16 protein-coding genes are annotated in these 21,560 nt (G+C 73.8%); 10 read left to right on the top strand and 6 right to left on the bottom strand.

Annotated features, from left to right (window positions below; all coding sequences use genetic code 11):
* Positions 1-21: 21 nt before the first annotated feature.
* Positions 22-1,482, bottom strand: coding sequence for a multicopper oxidase family protein (locus tag ACIP8Z_RS26100; RefSeq protein WP_402087397.1), 1,461 nt, complete (start codon positions 1,480-1,482; stop codon positions 22-24).
* A gap of 388 nt (positions 1,483-1,870) precedes the next feature.
* Here ACIP8Z_RS26100 and ACIP8Z_RS26105 point away from each other — a divergent pair, with 388 nt between their 5' ends.
* From ACIP8Z_RS26105 to ACIP8Z_RS26115, 3 genes are all read left to right on the top strand, one after another.
* Positions 1,871-3,409 (top strand): SagB family peptide dehydrogenase, encoded by a 1,539-nt coding sequence (locus ACIP8Z_RS26105; protein ID WP_402087400.1) that lies wholly within the window; start codon positions 1,871-1,873, stop codon positions 3,407-3,409.
* 142 nt (positions 3,410-3,551) lie between these two features.
* Positions 3,552-3,728, top strand: a complete 177-nt coding sequence (locus tag ACIP8Z_RS26110) for a thiazolylpeptide-type bacteriocin (RefSeq protein ID WP_073912617.1) — start codon at positions 3,552-3,554, stop codon at positions 3,726-3,728.
* A gap of 36 nt (positions 3,729-3,764) precedes the next feature.
* Positions 3,765-3,935 (top strand): thiazolylpeptide-type bacteriocin, encoded by a 171-nt coding sequence (locus tag ACIP8Z_RS26115; protein ID WP_015036315.1) that lies wholly within the window; start codon positions 3,765-3,767, stop codon positions 3,933-3,935.
* A gap of 108 nt (positions 3,936-4,043) precedes the next feature.
* Here ACIP8Z_RS26115 and ACIP8Z_RS26120 read toward each other — a convergent pair whose 3' ends face one another.
* On the bottom strand, positions 4,044-4,607 hold the full coding sequence (locus ACIP8Z_RS26120) for a hypothetical protein (protein WP_402087403.1): 564 nt from the start codon (positions 4,605-4,607) through the stop codon (positions 4,044-4,046).
* A 234-nt stretch (positions 4,608-4,841) separates the two neighbouring features.
* Here ACIP8Z_RS26120 and ACIP8Z_RS26125 point away from each other — a divergent pair, with 234 nt between their 5' ends.
* From ACIP8Z_RS26125 to ACIP8Z_RS26150, 6 genes are read left to right on the top strand one after another with little or no spacing between them, the layout of a single operon-like run.
* Positions 4,842-6,080, top strand: a complete 1,239-nt coding sequence (locus ACIP8Z_RS26125) for a hypothetical protein (protein ID WP_402087406.1) — start codon at positions 4,842-4,844, stop codon at positions 6,078-6,080.
* Positions 6,077-8,779, top strand: coding sequence for a hypothetical protein (locus tag ACIP8Z_RS26130; protein ID WP_402087409.1), 2,703 nt, complete (start codon positions 6,077-6,079; stop codon positions 8,777-8,779). Before ACIP8Z_RS26125 ends, ACIP8Z_RS26130 begins: the two co-directional genes overlap by 4 nt.
* Complete coding sequence (locus ACIP8Z_RS26135) at positions 8,776-10,539, top strand: hypothetical protein (RefSeq protein WP_402087411.1); 1,764 nt, start codon at positions 8,776-8,778, stop codon at positions 10,537-10,539. Before ACIP8Z_RS26130 ends, ACIP8Z_RS26135 begins: the two co-directional genes overlap by 4 nt.
* Complete coding sequence (locus ACIP8Z_RS26140) at positions 10,529-12,469, top strand: TOMM precursor leader peptide-binding protein (protein ID WP_402087414.1); 1,941 nt, start codon at positions 10,529-10,531, stop codon at positions 12,467-12,469. Before ACIP8Z_RS26135 ends, ACIP8Z_RS26140 begins: the two co-directional genes overlap by 11 nt.
* Positions 12,466-14,034: a hypothetical protein gene (locus ACIP8Z_RS26145; RefSeq protein WP_402087416.1), complete on the top strand. Its 1,569-nt coding sequence runs from the start codon at positions 12,466-12,468 to the stop codon at positions 14,032-14,034. Before ACIP8Z_RS26140 ends, ACIP8Z_RS26145 begins: the two co-directional genes overlap by 4 nt.
* Positions 14,035-14,046: 12 nt before the next feature.
* A complete protein-coding gene (locus ACIP8Z_RS26150; protein WP_402087419.1) occupies positions 14,047-15,021 on the top strand; it encodes a thiopeptide-type bacteriocin biosynthesis protein in 975 nt (324 codons plus the stop codon).
* A 79-nt stretch (positions 15,022-15,100) separates the two neighbouring features.
* Here ACIP8Z_RS26150 and ACIP8Z_RS26155 read toward each other — a convergent pair whose 3' ends face one another.
* Together ACIP8Z_RS26155 and ACIP8Z_RS26160 are read right to left on the bottom strand one after the other, a co-directional pair.
* Positions 15,101-15,934 carry an ABC transporter permease gene (locus ACIP8Z_RS26155; protein WP_355969979.1) on the bottom strand — a complete coding sequence of 278 codons (834 nt, stop codon included), beginning with the start codon at positions 15,932-15,934 and terminating at the stop codon, positions 15,101-15,103.
* Positions 15,931-16,920: an ABC transporter ATP-binding protein gene (locus ACIP8Z_RS26160; RefSeq protein WP_055601179.1), complete on the bottom strand. Its 990-nt coding sequence runs from the start codon at positions 16,918-16,920 to the stop codon at positions 15,931-15,933. The genes ACIP8Z_RS26155 and ACIP8Z_RS26160 overlap by 4 nt, the downstream gene beginning before the upstream one ends.
* Positions 16,921-17,140: 220 nt before the next feature.
* Between ACIP8Z_RS26160 and ACIP8Z_RS26165 the strand changes: the two genes are divergently transcribed.
* On the top strand, positions 17,141-18,463 hold the full coding sequence (locus ACIP8Z_RS26165; RefSeq protein ID WP_402087423.1) for an FAD-dependent monooxygenase: 1,323 nt from the start codon (positions 17,141-17,143) through the stop codon (positions 18,461-18,463).
* Between the two features lie 271 nt (positions 18,464-18,734).
* On the opposite strand, the gene ACIP8Z_RS26170 is transcribed toward ACIP8Z_RS26165, so the two are convergent.
* Together ACIP8Z_RS26170 and glyA are read right to left on the bottom strand one after the other, a co-directional pair.
* A complete protein-coding gene (locus ACIP8Z_RS26170; RefSeq protein WP_402087425.1) occupies positions 18,735-20,105 on the bottom strand; it encodes an L-serine ammonia-lyase in 1,371 nt (456 codons plus the stop codon).
* A gap of 166 nt (positions 20,106-20,271) precedes the next feature.
* On the bottom strand, positions 20,272-21,540 hold the full coding sequence (glyA, locus tag ACIP8Z_RS26175) for a serine hydroxymethyltransferase (RefSeq protein ID WP_402087428.1): 1,269 nt from the start codon (positions 21,538-21,540) through the stop codon (positions 20,272-20,274).
* Positions 21,541-21,560: the final 20 nt, after the last annotated feature.

The raw sequence follows: 21,560 nt of genomic DNA on the forward strand, positions 1-21,560 counted from the left end.
AGTTCAGAGGTGCGGGAGAATTCAGGAGATGCGCATCTGCGCCATCATTCCCATGGCGCTGTGGTCGATCATGTGGCAGTGATAGGGAAAGACCCCGCGGTGGGTGTCGAAGGTCAGCTGGAGTTTCGCGGTCTGCCCCGGGAAGAGGAGGACGGTGTCCTTCAGGCCGGCCTCAGCCGGATAGACCGGCATTCCGTCCCGTTCGAGAATCCGGAACTGCACCAGGTGGGTGTGGAAGTTGTGCGGGACGGTCGTGCTGGTGTTCTTGACCGTCCACACCTCGGTGGAGCCCCAGGCGATCTCGGTGTCGATCCGGCCGTGGTCGAAGGTCTTCTCGTTGATGTACGCGAGGTGGCCCGTGCCCGGCTCGTCCATCCGCAGCTCGAAGCTCCGCTCCACGGTCGGCGTGGGCAGCGGTGGCAGGGTGGTGAGGACGTCCGGCACCCGGCTGGTGTCGGTCACCTTCTCCTCGACGTCGAAGCGCATGATCTGCCCGACGAGCTCGGTCGGCCCGGGGCCCAGCATGTTCGCCAGGGTGACCTGGGTGCCCGGCGCGTACCGCGAGAAGTCGACGACGAAGTCGGCGCGCTCGCCGGGGGAGAGGACGATCACCGGCGAGGGCGCCGGCGCCGGCAGCAGCCCGCCGTCCGAGCCGACGTGGATGATGGGGCTGCCGTCGGAGAGCGCCATCACGAAGATGCGCAGGTTGCAGGAGTTGACCATCCGGAAGCGGTACTTGCGGGCCTTGACCTTCATGTACGGCCACGGGGCCCCGTTGACCAGGATGGTCGTGCGGCTGAGCGCGTCGTCCATCGTGTAGACCATCTGCCCCGCCGCGTCGAAGTGCGCGTCCCGGAGGATCAGCGGCACCTCGTAAGGGCCCGAGGGCAGTCCGAGCGCGTCCTCGGCCTCGTCGCCGAGGAGGTAGAGCCCGGAGAGGCCCCGGTAGACGTGCTCGGACTCCAGGTGGTGGGCGTGGTCGTGGGTCCACAGTGTGGCGCCCACCTGGCGGTTGGCGTACACGTAGGTCTTCGACCGGCCCGGCTGGATCAGGTCCATCATCCCGCCGTCCTGGTCCTGCGGGTTGTTCCCGCCGTGCAGATGGACCGAGGTCGGCGCGGAGAGCGCGTTGATCTGCTTCACCACGGCCGTGCGCCCGCTGCGGGCCCGGATGGTGGGGCCCGGGAAGGTGCCGTTGTACGTCAGGACCTCGGTCCGCAGCCCGGGCAGGATCTCGACCCGGGCCCTGCGCATGGTGACCGCGTAGTAGTCGGCCGACCGGGTCCGCCGGTACGGGGCGAGAACCCGCGGCCGGGGCAGCGGCACGGTGAACGGGGTGACCACGGGCGGGCCGGCGGGCGGCTCGGCGGCCACCGCCGGCGTACCGGAGGTGAGGCTCTGGAACACCCCGCCGGCCGCGCCGACAGCGCCGACGGCACCGGCGGTGAGTCCGAGTCGTATCGCGTTGCGGCGAGAGAACACAGCGGATTCCTAACGTGACGGTTTTCCGGGAACGATGGTTCGGAACGGTGATGAATTCGCTCTCCGAGCATGGGCGCGAACGGCCGGAACTCCGAGCGGGTTCGCGCCGGTTCTTGCATGTGTCACGCGATCGATGACCTCGGTCATTTCCGCCGGTGGATAAGGGAATCAGGCACTCCGGGATGACGGGAGTCACGGTCCGGAAGGCCGTCCGTCACGCATCGCCCGGGAAATGTCACCGATCCCGGCGGGCGCCGATCGGGGTCCGATTCCCCGCGCGAGAGTGGTGCCCGGCGTCTGCCCTGCGTACGGCGCCCTCCCGTCCGCCGGCCTCCGGGGCCGCACGGCCCCGGCGCCGGACCGTCATCCTCGCGCCCACGGAGGCACCGTGCAGACCACGCAGACACCCGCGGACACCGGCCCGCGCCCCCTCGAACCCGCCCTCGCCGTACCGGCGTTCACCGGAGGCGTACGCGTCTTCTTCGCCTCGGACGACGGTGACGTCGCCACCCTCGCCGGGCCCGCCACCTCGCTCGCCCTCCGTCCCGTCCGGGACGGGGTCCGGGCCGCCCTGGAGAGGCTCGCCGAAGGGCCCCTGCCCGCCGACGAGTTGTACGAGGGACTCCGCCCCGCCGAGCGCGTCCAGTTCGACCGGGTCCTCGACCGTGCCCGGCACCTGGTGGCCCACGCCGTCCTGGCCCGGGGCGGGAGCCGCGAGCTGCTCCGTCTGGAGCCGGTGGCGCGCGACGCCGCGTACGCGCCGGTCCTCGTCCCCGCCGACGCGACCGTACGGCTCTCCCGCTTCGCCTTCTGCCGCAGCCGCGAGGGCGCCCTCGTACTGGAGTCGCCGCTGGTCAAACTCCGGGCGGTGCTCACCGACCCCGCGGCCCGGACCCTGGCCGCCGCGCTCGGCGAGCCCGGCACCCCCGCCCGCCTCGGCGCGGACGCCGGTCTCGACGAGGCCGGCACCGCCGATGTCCTCGGCCATCTCGTCGGCGCCGGATTCGCCGAACTCGCCGACGAGAACGGGGTCTTCGCCTCTGACGGCGAACCCGTCCTGCGCCAGTGGGACTTCCACGACCTCCTCTTCCACTCGCGCATCCGCTCCGGCCGGTACGACGACGTGTTCGGTGCCGTCTACCCCCACCGGGGCGCCATCGAGCCCCGGCCGGCCGTACGCCCCGTCCCCGAGGGCTCCTCCGTGCCCCTCCACCGGCCGACCCGGGAGGAGATCGCCGCGCACGACCCGTCCCTCACCACGGCGATCGAGACCCGGCGGTCCATCCGCGGCTACGGCGACCAGGAGATGACCGCCCGCCAGCTCGGCGAGTTCCTCTACCGCGTCGCCCGCGTCCGCGCCCACTACACGCCGGAGCCCGGCAGTAACCGCGACGAGGTCGTCTCCCGCCCCTACCCGAGCGGCGGCCAGGGGTACGAGCTGGAGCTGTACGTCACCGTGCGGCGCTGCGAGGGCCTGGCGCCCGGCATCTACTACTACGACCCCGTGGGCCACCGGCTCGTGCTGCGGAACGAGGAGGAGGCCGACCGCGAGTCCCTCTTCCACGTGGCCTCCCGGGCCACCGGCATGGAGGCGCGCCCCGACGTCCTCGTCACCGTCACGGCCCGCTTCCAGCGCATGTCGTGGAAGTACCGGGCCATCGCCTACGCGACCACGCTCCGGCACACGGGCGTGCTCTACCAGACGATGTACCTGGTCGCGACGGCCCTCGGTCTCGCCCCGTGCGCGCTGGGCAACGGCGATGCCGACATGTCCGCGCGGGTGCTCGGCCTGGACTACCTCCAGGAGTCCTCGGTGGGCGACTTCCTGCTCGGCAGCCGGCGCCCGGACGACTCCGTCGCAGGTGAGCCTGGGGAAGGGTGGCGGATGCTCAACAGCCCCGAGTGGTCCCTTCCCGGTAACCCCTGAGCCCTTCCGGCATGACGCCGGTTATTCCGGGCGTGATAAACGTCAGGCGGAGCTCGGAAAAGCTGGTGCAGGGGATGGTCGGTCAGCATTATTGGTGTTGCAGCCGAACGGTTGCCGAGAAGAATTCGGAAAGGAATTCAGAATGAGCATCGACGACATCAAGCAGGGCCAGGACGCGGACAAGGCGTTCGAGAACTTCGACGTCGACGAGCTGGAGACCCTTGAGGTCGCCCAGGGCGTGGCCCTCCCGGAGATGGGTGCCTCCAGCGGCTCGATCGGCACCTCGTCCTCCAGCTCCTCCACCTGCTCCGCCTGCTGAACATCCCCCAACCGAAACGCTGAAAGGAAACACACCATGAGCATCGACGACATCAAGAACGGCGACGACGCGGCCTTCGACAACTTCGACGTCGCGGAGCTGGAGACCCTTGAGGTCGCCCAGGGCGTGGCCCTCCCGGAGATGGGTGCCTCCAGCGGCTCGATCGGCACCTCGTCGTCGTCCTCCTCCACCTGCTCGGCCTGCTGACCGAGTAACCGAGGCTGAACGCACGACGCACGAAGGATGCGACCGCCCGGCTCCGGCCGGGTGGCGCATCCTCGCGTGCGTTTCGGTGTGTGGGGGAGGTCAGGGCCGTCAGCCGCGGAGGGCCACGTGGAAGGACGAGGCCCACAGCACGATCGCGGCCCCCAGGCCCACCACCGTGCGGATCGTTTCCGCTGTGGTGCCGGCCGCGAGGACGACGAGACCCACCAGTGCGACCGCCGTCAGGAAGGTCGCGGTCCACTTGTACTGCCCCTGGTCGAAGAGGCGCGCGAGCGGGAAGAAGTGCAGGCCCACGACCAGGCAGATCCCGACCGGGATGAACTCGGGGTGGCCCGAGGCGTTCGACGCGGCGATCACCGCGAAGATCGCCACCAGCTCGGCCATGTTGACCAGGCCGACCCCCCGGTTCCACTTCTCCGGCAGACGGACCAGGCGGGTCACCGGACCCGCGGTGCCCCGGAAGGCGGACACCACCGCGCCGGCGGTCACGACGGCGGCGACGACGCCGACCGCGACGGACACGGGCACCGCCGCTATTCCCGAACCGCCCGCGAAGGCCCATACGAGGGCGAAGACGGCGAGGACGATCGCGCCGCGACGGCGCAGATTACGCGTGAGCGCCAGGCACTCGGCGTCGGTGGTTTCCGTAGTCATGGCGCGGACCCTACAACGGCGCTCCGTGATGATCCGACCGCGTTGTCTATTTTCAGCCAGTCCGACTCGGACCCGTCTCGAACGAACCCATGGCCCGAGCGTCACGGAAAGGGTGACACATGTCAGCCCGGAACCCTTTCCCCTATCGCCTCGCAATTCCCCGGCACATGATTGCGGCCGGAAGTGAAAGAAAGCCCAGGACGTTGTTCTCGAATTCTCGGAAGGTGCGAAAGCATGGGGGTTGATGCGCTGGAGCGCACTGCCGTGAAGCCGGATTCCGACGGCCTGACGGGAGTGCGGCTGCACACACGGATGCCGGTCACACCGGCCTGGCTCGCCCGGTACGTCGTACCGGTCGCCCGCGCGCTGAACGAGGCGGGCGCTCCCGCCGTCCAGCTGCGCCGCGGATGGCTCCACGGGCCGCACGTCGACATCCTCGCCCGCGACGCCACCGGCGTCCCGGGCGGCGGCCCCGACTGGGAGGGCGTCGCCCGGGCCCTGGACGCCGGCCCGCTCGACCCGCCCCGGGCCCTCACCGAGGAGACCTACCTCGACCAGGCCCGCGAGTTCGGCCGTCTGGAGGCCGTCCAGCCGCCCTACCTGCCGCTGCGCGAGCACGGCACCGTCGAGCGGATCGAGCCCGGCGGCCGGGCCGGCGGACAGACCGGCGGTCCCTCCGGAGCCGCCGCCCGCGACCCGCGCCTCGACCGCTTCCGCACCGTCGTGCACGGGGCCCTGACCCCCGCGCTCCTGCGGACCGTCGACGATCTCGCCGGCGAGCCCGGCTCCGGCACGCTCCGGCTCGCCGAGGCCTTCGTCGCGCTCGCCGACACCCACACCCTCGGCATCGGATACGGGGTCTTCTCGCCCCGCTCCCACGTCGAGGCCTTCCTCGCCTGGGCGGCGCCCACCAAGGACGTACGCCCCGTCTTCCAGCAGCGCCTCGCCAAGGACGCGCCCGTGCTCCGCCGGGTCGTCGAGCAGCGGCTGAGCGGCGAGGTCTCCGCCACCGCCGCCGCCTGGCGCACCGGACTCGCCTACGGCGCCGGGGCGCTGGAGAGCGCGGTCGCCGCCGGCACCCTCACCCTCGACCTGCTCGACGGCGCCACCGCCGGGCTCGACCGCTCCGAGATGGGGCCGCCCGGGGCCACCACCGTCGTCCCGCAGGGCGAGCAGCCCGACAGCGACTTCCACCGGACCGTCGGCGAGGCCGGCGTGACCTCGGCCCCGTCCCCGTGGTTCGCCTCCTTCCGCCTCCTCACGAACCTCTTCTACGAGCAGCTGCCGCTGCTCACCGTCTCCCCGATGCAGCGCTACTACACCTGCTTCGCCGTCGCCGAGACGGTCGACGAGGTCCTCGGCGTCTCCTGGCGCGACCGCATCGCCGCGAACGCCCCTGCCGGGAACACGAGTTCCGCCGCCTCCGCCCCGAGCGTCGCTCCGGGCACCGCCCCCGAGGGAGCCCTCCGATGACCGCCCCTGCGATCGGCATCCCCACGGACCCGCGCGGGGACACGCCGCCCGAGCAGGTGACCGTACCGATGCCCGGCCCGACGCCCGCGCCCGTGGACGTACCGACGCCCGCGCACGCGGCGCCCGCCCCCGAGCCCCTCTGGTTCCTGCGGGTCAACCCGCTGCGCCGGGCCCGGCTCGCCGACGCCGAACTGCGCCGGCGGCTCGTCCTCGTCACCGCCGCCGAGCAGACCCTCGCCGAGGCCTCCGCCGCCGCGTCCGACGAGCTGTACGAGCGGATCGGCGCCGCGACCGACGACGCCGAACGGCGCGAACTGATCGCCCTGCGCCGCGCCGTGAACAGCGGCAAGGCCCCGAAGAAGACGCCGGAGCCCGCCACCCCCGCGATCGACGCCTGGGTCGCAGCCCGCGGAGAGCGCGAGCGGATCCGCGAGGAGCTCGTCGCCGGCTACACCGACGCCGCCGAGCGCGAGCGCGGAGTCCTCGCCGAACTCCTCGGCGACGCAGACCTGCTGCGCTCGCTCGCCCTCGTCGCACCCGAGGTCCACCAGGAGGCCGAGCGCTACCGCGCCGCCGTCCGGGCCCCCGGCAAGGTCCCCTCGAAGTCCCGCAAGTCCGAGCGCGGTCTCATCCAGTACGTCACCCGCGCCATGGTCCGTACGAGCCCGCTCGCCCGGTTCACGGCCGTCGGCATCGCCGAGCCCGACCCGGCCGCACCCGGACCCGACGAGGCGGGCTTCGGCGGCGCGACCGCCTTCCCCGGACTCGACCGCGTGATGCTCAACTACGTGCTCGGCGGCCTGCCCGACCCCGCCGACCGGGCGATCGAGGACATGTGGATCGGCCTCCCGCCGACCTCCGCGCCCGACCCGGCGGCCGGGAAGCTGTTCTTCCTCAAGCCCGCCCCCGAGGGCATGCGCCGCGCCGCCGTCTCCCTCGACGGCCCCGCCGGAGACCTCCTCGACGCGGTCTCCATGGGCCCCCGCCCCTTCCCGTCCGTCGTCGCCCACGTCGCCGAACGCTCCGGCATCGCCGCCGCGGACGCCGACCAGAAGGTCCGCGGCGCCGTCGCACAGGGCCTCCTCTGCACCTTCCACGAGGCCGAGGACGGCTCCACCGACTACGACGTCCTGCTCACCCCCGACGACCCCCGCCCGGCGACGAAGCGGCTCACCGACCGCGTCAAGGCCGGCATGCCCGCCTTCACCGCCGCGCCCGCCGCCGAACGCGGCGACGCGCTCGCCGAGCTGCGCGGCGCCCTCGGCGAACTCAGCCACGCCGCCGGCCGCCCCGCCCACGTCACGGTCGAGGAGGACTACGTGATGCCGCCGCTCAAGGTGGCCACGGAACCCTGGAAGGAGTCGCTCAAGGACCTCGGCCCGGCCGTCGAACTCCTCACCGTCTTCGACTGGCTGCACGACGTGCGCGTCCTCATGACCGCCGCGTTCGTCGAGCGCTTCGGCCCCGGGGCCAACGTCCCCCTCGCCGCCCACGCCCCCTTCGTCGTCGGCGAGGTCTCGCGCCGCGCCGCCGCCATGGCCGCCGTGTACGGCCCCGACGGCCCCGGCGACCCGACCGCGCTCAAGGGCATCGGCCCCGCCGACGGCTCCCTGGAACGCATCTACGAACTGCGCCGCGAGGTCACCGAGGCACTCCACGCCCTCATCGGCCAGGCCGTCGAGCGTGGCGACGACACCCTCCGCATCAGCCCGGAGCAGGTCGCCGGCCTCACCGGCGACCTGCCGGAACGCTTCCGCCGCGACCCGCTGATCTACGGCATCCTGCTCCAGCGCGGCGACGGCCACCTCGTCCTCAACGACGGCCTGCCGGGCCACGGCATGCTCTACGCCCGCTTCCTGGAGGCCGACCGGCGCCTCGGCGGCCGCGCGCTGCCCCGCCTCGCCGACCACGTACGCCGGGTGTACGGGTACGACGGCGCCCGCGTCACCGAGGACCTGGGCCTGCACCGCCTCAACGTCAACGCCCACACCCCGATCCTGCCCGGCGGCCTCACCCCCGACGACTGGTTCGGACTGCGGCTCGCCCACGACCCCGAGACCGACTCCCTGCGCGTCGAGGACGCCGAGGGCGCGCCGCTGCGGGTCCTGCCGCTCGGCACCGGGCACCCCGGCCTCTTCCCGCCGCCGCTCTCCGTGGCCTCCGGCCTCGCCATCAGCGGCCGCCTCTTCAACGCCCTCCCCAACAGCTGGCACGCCGCCACCCCCTGGGACCGGGCGACCACCCGCGTCGCACCCCGGATGGCCGTCGGCGACGTCCTCATCGGCCGCCGCCGCTGGTACGGGGGAGAGGAACTGGGCACCGCCCTGGCCGCCGGACCCGAGGAGCACGAGCGGCTCCTCGCCCTCAACGCCTGGCGCGCCAAGTACGGCGTCCCCGAGGAGGTCGTCATCAAGACCGTCCCCGAGGACGAGGGCCCGCTCTCCGTCGGCGCCCCCGACATCCAGTCCAAGCGCCTCCAGCAGAAGCCCCAGTACGTGGACCTCAGCAGCGCGCTCGGCGTCCGCGTCCTGCCCCGGATGCTGGAGCGCCGCGGCGCCGACACCGGCGGCAGCTACCTGGAAGAGGCGCTGCCCGGCGTCGTCGACGGCACCCACGCCACCGAGTGGGTCGTCGAGGTCGGCCGGACCGCCGGCGGCCGCTTCACCTACCACCCGACGACCGAGGGGGAGGAGCGATGACCCTGCTCAAGGCACGTCCCGACCTGCACTTCGCGCCCGTCCCCGGCGGCGTCTACTTCAGCGGCGCCCGCGCCCGGTTCGTACTGCGCGGCTCCGAGGTCCTGCACGCCGTCGCCCAGGGCTGCGTCCCGCTCCTGGAGGACGGCACCGACGAGGACGCCCTCGTCGCCGAGATCGGCACCGAACGCGCGCGCCCCGCCGTCCGCCTCCTCGTCGACAAGCTCCGCGAGAACGGACTGCTCCTCGACCCGGCCGCGCACACCGCGCCCGAACCGCCCGCCGACGTCCGGCAGCGGCACACGGAGTCGCTCGCCCGCCTCGAAGGCCTCCTCGACGACCCGTACGGGGCCTTCGCCCGGCTCCGCGCCGCGACGGTCCTGGTCACCGGCCCGGCGACCGCGACAGGACCGGCCGTGCGCGGTCTGCGCCGGGCGGGGGTCGGCACGGTCCTCACCGGCACGGAGGAGACGGCCGCCACCCCGGACGCGGTCCTCGACATCCGCGAGGACGACGGGAGCCCGGCACCGACCGCCGACGCGCCCCTCGTCGTCCCCGTCCTCCTCGGCGGCACCGGCGTCACCCTCGTCGGACCCGCCCTCACCGGCCCCGGACACCCGGCCGTCCGGGCCGCGTTCCACGACCGGGCCCGCGCCTGGGCCGCCGCCGAGTCCACCGCGCCCGCGCCCCGCCCGGTGGCGGACGCCCTCGCCGGCGCCCTCGGGGCACAGCTCCTCATCGACGCCCTCACCGGTACGGCGGACACGGGCGAGGCCCATATCGTGCACGGGACGGACCTGGTCTCCGACCGGGTCACCGTCGAGGGAGCCCACCAGGCGGCCGCGACCGGCCGACCGGGCTCCCTCCCCGAGGGCCCGTTCACCCTCGGCGACGCCCCCGCCGACCCCCGGCCCGAACCCGACGAGGCACGCGAGACGGCGACCCCGCTCGCCGCGCGCTGGACCGGACCGCTCGCCCTCACCGACGGCGCCGACCTCCCCCAGATGCCGCTCGCCCTGCGCGCCGCCGAGCTCCGCGCCGCCGGCCGCCCCACGACCACGGTCCTCGCCTGGGCCGCCCATCAGGAGACCGCCACCGTGGCGGCCACCCTGCAGGCCCTGCGGGCCCTCATCCCCGGGGCTCCCACCCCGGCGGCCGGCCCGCACGCCCACATCCCCGGGGCTCCCACCCCGGCGGCCGGGCTCACGAGGGAACACTGGCTCCTCGACGGCGCGCTGCGCCTGCTCGCCGAGGAGACGGCACCCCTTCCGGCGAAGACCGCCACCCCGCACGTGCCGCCCGCGGCCCTCCCGGCGGGCGCTCCCGCCGCGGCCGCGGGCGGCGTGGCGTGCGAGGGTCTCGACGCGGAGGGCCTGCGGATCCTCGCCGGACTCCGCGCCCTCCTGCCGCACGAACCCGCGCTACGGCTCCGCGGCGTGCCCGGCCTCGACTGGCGGCTCGCCGAGGTGACCGCCGACGGCGTCACCCTCGGCCGCGCCTGGGGCGCCGACGCGGCGGAGGCCGCCCGGAACGCCCTGTGCACCGCGCTCGCCCACACCCAGACCGTCGACGGCCCCGGCACCGTCGACCCGCTCTCCACCGACGCCCTGCTCCTCGCCGACCGCGCCACCCTGGACGCCCTCCGCGCCCAACTGGCCGCCCGCACCGGCACCACGTACCGGGGCGAGGCCCTCGGCCACGACCCCGTGCTCGGCGAGCTTCCCCTCTGGTACGGCCCCGTGGAGGCCCACGATGCCCACTGACACGCTCACCCCCGTCCCCGCCCCGGCCCTCACCCGGGGCCCCGGGCTCGACGCCCACCCCGCCGACGAGGCCTGGCGCTCCGCGCTCGACGTCCTCGCGGACCTCCTCCCCGAGGGAACGGTCGCGGTCGACCGCGGCTGGCACCTCGACTGGGAGCGGGCACGGTTCGACGAGGCCGTCGCCGCCGGGCGGGCCCACCTCTCCGTACGCCTCCTCGGCGACGAGGTCCTCGTGGGACCGCTCTGGCGGCCCGGCACCGACGCCGGCTGCGCCGGCTGCGCCGAGGTCCGCGACCGCACCGTCCCCGACCACCCCCTCGTCGGCGACCTGCGGCACGCGACCACCGCCCCCGGGCCGGGCGCGCCGCTCCTCCCCGAACTGCTCCGGGCGACCCTGGAGCACCTGGTGAGGCGGCCGCTCGGGCCCGGCGAACTCTTCTCCGTCTCGCCGCGCGGCCTGCGCCGGCACCGCATCGCCCGCAGCTTCCACTGCCCGCTCTGCGGACCGGCGTACGAGCGGCTCGACGGCACGGAGACCCCGGCGCCGCTCACCCCGACCGACCGGCCCGCGTTCCCGGACGACTGCACCCGCACCGCCGCGAGCCGGCTCGTCGAGCGCGGGGTGCTCCAGGACCGCCTGGTCGACGACCGCTTCGGTCCCGTCCGCGCGCTCCTGCGCGAGTCCCGCGCCCCGTTCGCGATGAGCATGGCCGTGGTGCCCGACGCCCCGGCCATGGGCCACGGCCGCGCCCGGACCTTCGCCGAGACCGGACCCGTGGCGATCCTGGAGGCGTACGAGCGCCTCGCGGGCTTCCCGTACGACATCCCCGTCCTCACCCACCGCTCGTACGCCGAGGTCGCCGACCACGCCGTCGACCCGGCCGGTCTCGGGCGGTACACGGCAGAGCAGCTCGCCCACCCGACCAGCAGGGCCACGCCGTTCGACGCGGACACCCCGATGGACTGGGTGTGGGGCCACGACCTCGACGACGGGCGCGCCCTGCTCGTCCCGGCCGACCACGCCTTCTACCAGTACGAGTACAACCACCGCCGCGACCGCAGGGCCGCCCGCGCCGCCGGGACACCCGGCCGCAAGCACTACTTCTACGAGTCGTCCAGCGGCTGCGCCGTCGGCGCCAATCTCGAAGAGGCCGCGCTGCACTCGCTGTTCGAGCTGGCGGAGCGGGACGCGTTCCTGCTGTCCTGGCACCGCGCGGCCCCGCTGCCGACCATCCCGAACTCCTCGCTCACCGACCCCACCAGCCGGGCCATGATCGAGCTGATGGAGTCGCGCGGCTTCGACGTGCACCTGCTCGTCGCCACCCAGGACATCGGCCTCCCGGTCGTCTGGGTGCTCGCGGTGAACCGGCTCAACCCCTTCCCCGCCACCTTCTCCTCGGCCGGCTCCGGCGCCGACCCGCAGTCCGCGATCCGCGGCGCCCTGCGCGAGGTCGCCCAGCTCGTCACCAACCCCGTCGACTGGACCCGGGAGACCGTCGAGCCGATGGTCGAGGACCCGTGGCTGGTCCAGGAGCTGGAGGACCACGTCCGCTTCTCCTCGCTGCCCGAGACCGCCGCCCGCGCCACCGCGGCGCTCGGCGGCCCCCGGGTCACGCTCGACGAGGCCTTCCCCGACTGGCCGGGCCGGATGGAGCGCGGCTCCGGCGGGGACGTGCGCGGCGCCCTGGACTTCGTCCGCGGGCTGTTCGCCGAGGCCGGGCTCGACCGGATCGTGCTCGTCGACCAGACCAGCCGCGAACACGCCGACGCAGGCATCCACGTGGCCCGCGCGGTCGTCCCCGGCATCGTCCCCATGTGCTTCGGCCACGCCCAGCAGCGGCTGGCCGGACTGCCCCGGCTCACCGCCGCCCTGCGCGGCACCGGGCAGGAGCACCGGGCGTTCCCCCTCGACCCCCACCCGTTCCCGTGACGGCCCCGACGGCCCCGCGCGCGGCGGACGCCGGCGCCGGGGTTCCGCCCCGCCGCGGCCCGGTCGACCTGCCCGGCCCCGAGGGCGACAACAGCATCGCCCGTGAGCCCCTCTGGTACGCGTACGGGGCCGGGGACGACGCGCCGGAGGCGCCCCCGTGGACCTGGGTGCCGCAACCGCCGCCCGACACGCACGTACCGCCCCCGCCGCCGCGCGGGGGCGGCCCGCGCCGGGCCCTGCCGCTCGGCACCCACGACCGGCTCGCGGCGCTGCCCTACCCCGCGCCGCCACCCGGCGGCGCGCGGGGCCCGGGCGCGGCCGAACCGGTGGAGGACCGGCTCGGCCGCGCCCTCGTCACCGCCTTCGGACCGCAGCGCAGAGAGCCCGAGAACCCCTACAACGACCACCGGCCGTACGCCTCGCCGCGCTGCCTCTTCCCCGTCCACGCCTTCGTGGACGGGGGCGCGGGCATGCCGTGGCGCCTGCTCGAACCGGACCGGCACGCCCTCACCGGCGCCCCGGCGTCCCCCGCCCGGAACGTCGTGCTCACCGGCCGGTACACGACCGTGCCGCCGGCCTACCAGTGGTTCCGCGGCTCGCTCATCGCTATCGAACTCGGCTTCGTGCTCCGGGCGTTGAGCCTCGGTCTCGAACTCTTCGAGGTGCCCGCGCGGCTCCGGCTCCCGGACCCCGACGCCCACCGGCTGCTGCCCGCCCTGGGTCTGGACGACGCCTGGGCGTGGTCCCTGCCGTTCGTCGTGGAGCTGGACGACCGCGGGGGAGCGCCGGCCCGGGGGGCGGACTCCGTTCCCGCGCCACCGGCCCACCTCACCCGCACCGACCCCGCCCTCGCCGAACTGATCCGCGTCAACCGGGAGCAGACCTACGACTCCGCCCCCGCCCCGCTCACCACCGCCGTACCGGCGGGCCTCGGCCCCTCCGCGACCGTGCCGGACTGGGCGGAACTGCTGTGGCGGCGCCACTCCGGACGCATGCCGCGCGCCCTGCACGGCATGAGCGGCCGACGCCGGAACGTGCCCGCCGAGGTGCTCGACAGCGCGGCCCGCTGGCTCTCCGTACCGCCACCAGGACCCGAACTCGCCACCGCCTTCGAGGCGTTGACCGTCACCGCCGTCGTCCAGGGCGTCGAAGGACAGGCCGACGGCGTCCACCGGCTCCGGGACGGCGCCACACGCCTCCTGCGCGCCGACGCGACCGCCCCCGAGCGCCTTGAGGAGCGGTACGGCTACGGCGTCTCGCCCGTCAACGGCTGCGGCATCCGCCACGCGCCGCTCACCGTGTTCCTGTCCGTACGGACCCGGGAGCTCTTCGAGCGCCTCGGGACCGCCGGCTGGGGCGCCGTCCAGCACGCCGCCGGCTGGGCCGCGCACGGGCTCTGCCTGTCCGCCGCCGCGTCCGGCCTCTTCGCCCGCCCCGTGCGGGCCTTCAAGGAGATCCCCACCCAGCGCGTCCTCGGCCTGGACCCCGACGAGATGATCGTCCTGTCCGTGGTCGTGGGAGTACCGCAGGACACCGGCGGCGCGCTGCTCGACCTCAGACTCTGAAGGAGCGTCCCCGTGACTCCGACCACGACCCCGACGGCGGCCACGGCCCCGCCCGCGCCCCCCGCGGCGCGGGCGACCGCGTGGACCGCCTGGCACCTCCACCTCGGCACGACGGCCCGGTCGGCACACGACCGGGTCGTCACCGATGTCATCGGCCCCACGATCCGCGAACTCGCCCCCGGCACCCCGTGGTTCTTCATCCGCTACTGGCAGTCGGGACCGCACCTGCGGCTCCGCGTGGGCGACCTCGACGCCGCCGCACGCGCGCGCGTGGAGGCCGCCCTCACCGCACGCCTGGCCGTCGCCGGCGCGCCCGCCCCGGGAGAGGAGCCGCTCGACCCCGCCGCCTACCGCAGCGGGGCCGAGCGGCTGGCCGCCGCGGGCGAGACCGGCGAGAACACCGCCGTGAAGGCCCTGCTGCCCCCCGGCGTCCACCCGGCCGTCTACGAGCCGGAGTTCGACCGCTACGGCGGCCGGGCCCTCATGCCCGCCGCCGAGTCCCTCTTCACCCTGTCCAGCACCCTCGTTCTCGCCGCCCTGCCCAAGGTGGGCAGCGAGCGGCAGCGGGCCATGCTCGCCCTCCGCGGCACCGTCGCGGTCGCCGCCGCCCTCGGGGACCCGGCGGAACGCGCGTACTACTACGCCCACGGTCTCGGCGCCTGGCGCGCCTGGGCCGCCGAGGCGGGCCACCCCGCCGCACTCCTCGACACGATCACCCGGGTCGAGGGTGCGGTGACCCTCGATCCGGGCTCCCACGGCCCCTTCGCCGGCTGGCACGCCCGGATCGCCGCCCACGCGGACGAGATCCGGGAGCAGGCGCCGGCCCACCCGGGCATGGTCCTCTTCTCGCACGCGCACATGCTCCACAACCGGCTCGGCCTGAGCCTCCTGGAGGAGCTGCGCACGTACGCGGTCCTGGCCCACGCCTTCCCTGTACCGGAGAACGCCCCGGTGCCGGAGAACGCCCCCGACCAGAGGAACGTCTGACCACAGACCCCCCCCACGGGGATCACGAAAGGCCCGGCCGGTCTCCCGGTCGGGCCTTTTCGTGGTGCGCACCCGGCTCCTACTCGGGGCGCGGGTCCCAGCGGAAGCTGCGGACGGCGATCAGGGCGCCGATGACACCCCAGGCGGCGAGGACCGCCAGGTCACGCCACTGGAAGCCGGCGTCCTGGGTGAAGAGCGCCAGCATGGCGTCGTTGAACGGCTTCACGGGCAGCAGACCCGCGATGGTGTTGAGGAGCTCCGCGTGGATCGGGAAGTAGCTGCCCGAGATGAAGACCAGCGGGAACTGGATGAACTGCACGACGGCCGGGGCCGCCTCCGAGTTCTTGATCAGCGAGGCCACGCCGACCCCGAGCGCGCAGAAGCTCGCCGCGCCCAGGACGAGCGTCAGCAGGACCGCGCCCCAGTGGGTGGGCAGGTCGACGCCGTAGAGCGCGCCGATGCCGAAGACGAGCGCGACGTCGACGATGCTGACGACGACACAGTGCACGAGCAGACCGGCGAAGTAGACCCAGGCGGGCAGCGGCGTCGCGTGCAGCCGCTTGAGGACCCCGGTCTGCCGGCGCATCGCGAGCACGATCGCCAACTGGCCGTAGCAGGCACCGAGTACGGACACGGCCGCGATGACCGGCGTGTAGTACTGCATGCCGGTCAGGCCGAAGAAGAAGTCCTGGCCCTCGCTGCCGCTGAACACGGCGCCGAAGATGCCGATGATGACGATCGGCAGCACGAAGGTGAAGACCATCGACTGCGGGTTGCGCCAGAACGACAGCTGTTCGTACCGGATCTGATGGCCGAGCAGGGCCAGCGGGTTCCGCTCGCGCGGGGCGTCCGCGCGGGGCGCCGGGACCGCCGGGGCGGTGGTCTCGGCGGTCGGGGGGATCAAGGTGGTCATGAGCGGCTCCGTCCGGGTCGGCGGCCTCGTCCGGCGGGCGCCTTGCGCTCCCGCGCGGACGACGGCGAGGAGGCTTCCTGCTGTACGTACTCGCTGGTCAGGCTCAGGTAGACGTCCTCGAGCGTGGGCTGCTCCACGGTCAGCCGGTCGAGCGGCGTGCCCCGGTCCAGCGCCCAGCCGGTCAGCCGGTGCAGCGCGGCCGTCGGCTCGGTCGTCTCGGCCGTCACCAGGCCGTCCTCCACGTCGCTCACCGGCAGGGGTACGTCGGCGAGCGCGGCGCCCGTCGGCAGCGCGAAGCGGATCCGGGTCTGGGCGCTGTCACGGCCGCCGAGGGTGTCCGGGGTGCCCGAGGCGACGATCCGGCCCTCGGCGATGACCACGACCGAGTCGGCCAGCGCCTGCGCCTCGTCCATGTAGTGGGTGGTGAGGACGATGGTGGTGCCGTCGTCGCGCAGATTGCGCACGACGTCCCAGGCGCCGCGGCGCGCGTTCGGGTCGAAGCCGGTGGTCGGCTCGTCGAGGAACAGCAGCCTGGGCCGGCCGACGACGCCGAGCGCCAGGTCGAGCCGGCGCTTCTGGCCGCCGGACAGGTCCTTGACCTTGGCGCCCTTCTTCTCGTTCAGGCCGACGAGGTCGAGCAGTTCGTCGACGTTGCGCGGGTCGGGGTAGTAGCCGGCGTTGCGGGCCACGGTCTCCCGGACCGACAGGTAGGGCTCGACGGCGATGTCCTGGAGGACGAGGCCGACCTGGCCGCGGAGCCAGTGGCCGTCGGCCTTGACGCCGGGGTCGCGGCCGAGGACCTCGACCCGCCCGCCGTCGCGCTCCCGGAAGCCCTCAAGGATCTCCAACGTGGTGGTCTTGCCCGCGCCGTTCGGCCCGAGCAGGGCGAAGATCTCGCCCTCGGCGACGCTGAAGTCGACGCCGCGCACGGCCTCGTGGTCGCCGTACCGCTTCTGCAGGCCTTCCACGGCCACCGCGGCGGTCACCGCGGTCCCTCGGCTCGTGTCACTGTGTGCCTCCCGGCGTGGTGGTGGGACGTCGTGGGGTCGTCGCCCGCAGACGGACTCCGGGGCGCAGCCTCGACGTTAGGTGCGGGCCGGTGGGCCGGACCGGGCCCGCGGGGGCGGCGGTGACGGACGTCATGGAAGCCGCGACAGTTGTCAGAGGGGGGCGTGACCCGCGTTGCCGGGGGCCGGTGGGCGACCCATGCTCGGGGTGCGGCGGACGGCCGGGCTGCGGGAGACCGCGGCCGGCGACGCCGACGGTGCCGACACAGCAGCGACGCGGAAGGCGGTCTCAAAGGTGCGGTTCGGGGATCTGGACGAGTGGGGAGCGGAGGAGCGGCCGCACGTCTCGGTGGTCGGTGCCGGCATCGGCGGACTGACGCTGGCCGGCGCGCTCTCCTCCATGGGCATTCCGTACACGGTGTACGAACAGACGCGGCGGCTCGCGGAGGTGGGGGCGGGAGTCCAGCTCTCGCCCAACGCGGTCAGGCCGCTGCTGCGGCTCGGCCTCGGCCCCGCCCTGCGCGAGCGGGCGGTGGCGATCGAGGCCATGGAGGTACGGGGGTGGAGCGGGCGGCCGATCGCCCGGACGCCCCTCGGCGCGGAGTGCGAGCGGATGTTCGGGGCCCCGTACTACACGGTGCACCGGGCGCACCTCCACGACGCGCTCCTCACCCTCGTCGACGAGGGCAGCCTCAAGCTGGGCGAACGCCTCAGCGAGGCGCGGGAGACGGACGCGTCGGGCGACGGCGTCCGGCTGGCCTTCGAGGACGGGACCGTCCGCGGGGCGGAGCTGGTCGTGGGCGCCGACGGCATCCACTCCACGGTCCGCGAGGCGTTCCGGCGCGACGAGCCCGAGTTCGCGGGGCTCGGCATCTACCGGGGCCTGGTGCCCATGGACCGGCTCCCGGACGCGGCCCGCGCGCCTCTGGTGCGCCTCTGGCTCGGCCCGGGCGGGCACTTCGTGTGCTACCCGGTCGCGGCGGGGGAGTACCTGAGCTTCGCGGCGACGGTGCCGATGGCGCAGTCCCCGGGCGAGTCCTGGTCGGTCCCGGGAGACCCGGAGGCGCTGCGCGGGGTGTTCGGCGGCTGGACCGGTCTGGTCGCGGATGTCGTGGGCGCCGTGGAGACGACCCTCCAGTGGGCGCTGCACGACCGGCCGCCGCTGGACGTGTGGTCCTCGCGCCGGCTGACCCTGCTCGGCGACGCGGCCCACCCGATGCTGCCGTTCATGGCGCAGGGCGCGAACCAGGCGATCGAGGACGCGATGGACCTGGCGGCCTGTGTGGCCGACCCGGCGCCCTCGACGACCGCGGCCCGGCTCGACCGCTACCAGGCGCTCCGGATCCCCCGCACGGCGGAGATCCAGCGCGGTTCGCGCGGCAACGCGGGCATCCTGCACCTGCCCGACGGCCCGGCCCAGCGCCGCCGCGACGCCCGCATGGCCGTCCACGCGGCACTCCGCGACCGGGCGATGCTGTACGCCCACGAGACGGGCAGGAGCGTGGTGCCGGCCCCGGCGTGACGAGGGCCGGGGCCACCGGCCCCACCCATTGGCCTAGACCTATTGTGCGACCCTGTCCGCGACGGTACGTTCGTCCCGGCTGTGCAGCCGGCACGTTCCGCGCCGCAACGCTCCGCATCGCATCGTCACGCACTCCGCCGGGGCATCCCTCTGCGAGCCCTCCGGCCCGACGCACCCGAACGTGCACGGGCTCTGGGTGCGCTCCTGATCCGGCCCCCGGCCCGGGCGGCGGCGGCCGCCCGGCCCGGGGACCGTCACATGAACAATCGATTCAGCACTCGATGATGTTCACCGCGAGACCGCCCCGCGCGGTCTCCTTGTACTTCACGCTCATGTCCGCGCCGGTCTCCTTCATGGTCTTGATGACCTTGTCGAGGGAGACCAGGTGGCTGCCGTCGCCGCGCATCGACATCTTCGCCGCCGTGACGGCCTTGACCGCCGCCATGCCGTTGCGCTCGATGCACGGGATCTGGACCAGGCCGCCGACCGGGTCGCAGGTCAGGCCCAGGTTGTGCTCCATGCCGATCTCGGCCGCGTTCTCCACCTGCTCCGGGGTGCCGCCGAGGACCTCGGCGAGGGCGCCCGCCGCCATCGAGCAGGCCGAGCCGACCTCGCCCTGGCAGCCGACCTCGGCGCCGGAGATCGAGGCGTTCTCCTTGAAGAGCATGCCGACCGCGCCGGCCGCCAGCATGAAGCGGACGATGCCGTCGTCGTCGGCGCCGGGCACGAAGTTCATGTAGTAGTGCAGGACGGCGGGGATGATGCCCGCCGCGCCGTTCGTCGGGGCGGTGACCACCCGGCCGCCCGCCGCGTTCTCCTCGTTCACGGCCATCGCGTAGAGGGTGATCCACTCCATGGCGTGCATCTTCGGGTCGCCCTCGGAGCGCAGCTTGCGGGCCAGGTTCGCGGCGCGCCGGCGGACCTTCAGGCCGCCGGGCAGGATGCCCTCGCGGGACATGCCGCGCGAGACGCAGGACTGCATGACCCGCCAGATCTCCAGGAGGCCCGCGCGGATCTCGTCCTCGGTGCGCCAGGCCTTCTCGTTCTCCAGCATCAGCGCGGAGATCGACAGACCGGTCTCCTTCGCGAGGCGGAGCAGCTCGTCACCGGTGCGGAAGGGGTACTTCAGGACGGTGTCGTCGGGGACGATCGGGTTCTCGCCCTGGACCGCGTCCTCGTCGACGACGAAGCCGCCGCCGACCGAGTAGTACGTCTTCTCCAGGACCAGGCCGCCCTCCGCGTCGTACGCGAAGATCGTCATCCCGTTGGCGTGGTACGGCAGTGCCTTGCGCCGGTGCAGGATCAGGTCGGCGTCGAAGTCGAAGGGGATCTCGTGCGCGCCGAGCAGGTTGATCCGGCCGCTCGACTTGATCCGCTCGACCTCGTCGTCCGCCGTCTCCACGTTCACCGTGCGCGGCGAGCTGCCCTCCAGGCCCAGCAGGACCGCCTTCGGGGTGCCGTGGCCGTGGCCGGTCGCGCCGAGCGAGCCGTACAGCTCGGCCCGGACGCGCGCGGTGGGGGCGAGCAGGCCCTCGTTCTTCAGGCGGCGGGCGAACATCCGGGCCGCGCGCATCGGTCCCACCGTGTGGGAGCTCGACGGGCCGATGCCGATCGAGAACAGGTCGAAGACCGAGATGGCCACGGAGGACTCCTTGTGGGGCTAGACGCCGTTGTCTGCCGGGGTGGAGCAGAAAAGCGCGGAAGAAGAAGGGCAAGCGGTACAGCGCGAGGACATGGGGTGGGGCACCGCGCTCACTGTCCAGTGTGCGCGGTGCCCCGAAGGTCCACACGAACAAAAGCGTACGAAATTACTTCAGGCCGGGGTACAGCGGGTGCTTGTCGGCGAGCGCCGTCACCCGGGCCTTCAGCGACGCGGCCTTGTCGGCGTCGAAGCCGGGCTTCAGGGTCTCCGCGATGATGTCGCCGACCTCGGTGAAGTCCTCGGCCTGGAAACCGCGGGTCGCGAGCGCCGGCGTACCGATGCGCAGACCCGAGGTGACCATCGGCGGGCGCGGGTCGTTCGGAACGGCGTTCCGGTTGACCGTGATGCCGACCTCGTGGAGACGGTCCTCGGCCTGCTGGCCGTCCAGCTCGCTGTCGCGCAGGTCGACGAGGAGCAGGTGGACGTCCGTGCCGCCGGACAGGACGGAGACACCGTGGGCGGTGACGTCGTCCTGGACCAGGCGCTCGGCGATGATGCGGGCGCCGTCCAGGGTGCGCTGCTGGCGCTCCTTGAACTCCTCCGAGGCCGCGACCTTGAAGGAGACGGCCTTGGCCGCGATCACGTGCTCCAGCGGGCCGCCCTGGAAACCGGGGAAGACCGAGGAGTTCAGCTTCTTCGCGAACTCCTTCTTCGCCAGGATGATGCCGCCGCGGGGGCCGCCGAGCGTCTTGTGCGTGGTGGAGGTCACCACGTCCGCGTACTCGACCGGGTTCGGGTGCAGACCGGCCGCGACCAGGCCCGCGAAGTGGGCCATGTCGACCCACAGGTAGGCCTCGACCTCGTCGGCGATCCGGCGGAACTCCGCGAAGTCCAGCTGACGCGGGTAGGCGGACCAGCCCGCGATGATCACCTTGGGGCGGTGCTCCTTGGCGAGGCGCTCGACCTCGGCCATGTCGACCAGACCGGCCTCGTCCACGTGGTACGCGACCACGTCGAACTGCTTGCCCGAGAAGTTCAGGCGCATGCCGTGGGTCAGGTGACCGCCGTGCGCCAGGTCAAGACCCAGGATCGTGTCGCCGGGCTGGGCGATCGCGAAGAGGGCGGCCTGGTTCGCGGAGGCGCCGGAGTGCGGCTGGACGTTGGCGTACTCGGCGCCGAACAGGTCCTTGATCCGGTCGATCGCGATCTGCTCGGCGACGTCGACGTGCTCGCAGCCGCCGTAGTAGCGGCGGCCCGGGTAGCCCTCGGCGTACTTGTTGGTGAGGACGGAGCCCTGCGCCTCCATGACGGCGACCGGAGCGAAGTTCTCCGAGGCGATCATCTCGAGGGTGGACTGCTGACGGCGGAGCTCGGCGTCGACGGCGGCGGCGACGTCGGGGTCCAGCTCGTGGAGGGGAGTGTTCAGAAGCGACATGAATCGATCCCTAAGGGGTT

The organism is Streptomyces sp. NPDC088553, assembly GCF_044752965.1.
Taxonomy (GTDB): domain Bacteria; phylum Actinomycetota; class Actinomycetes; order Streptomycetales; family Streptomycetaceae; genus Streptomyces.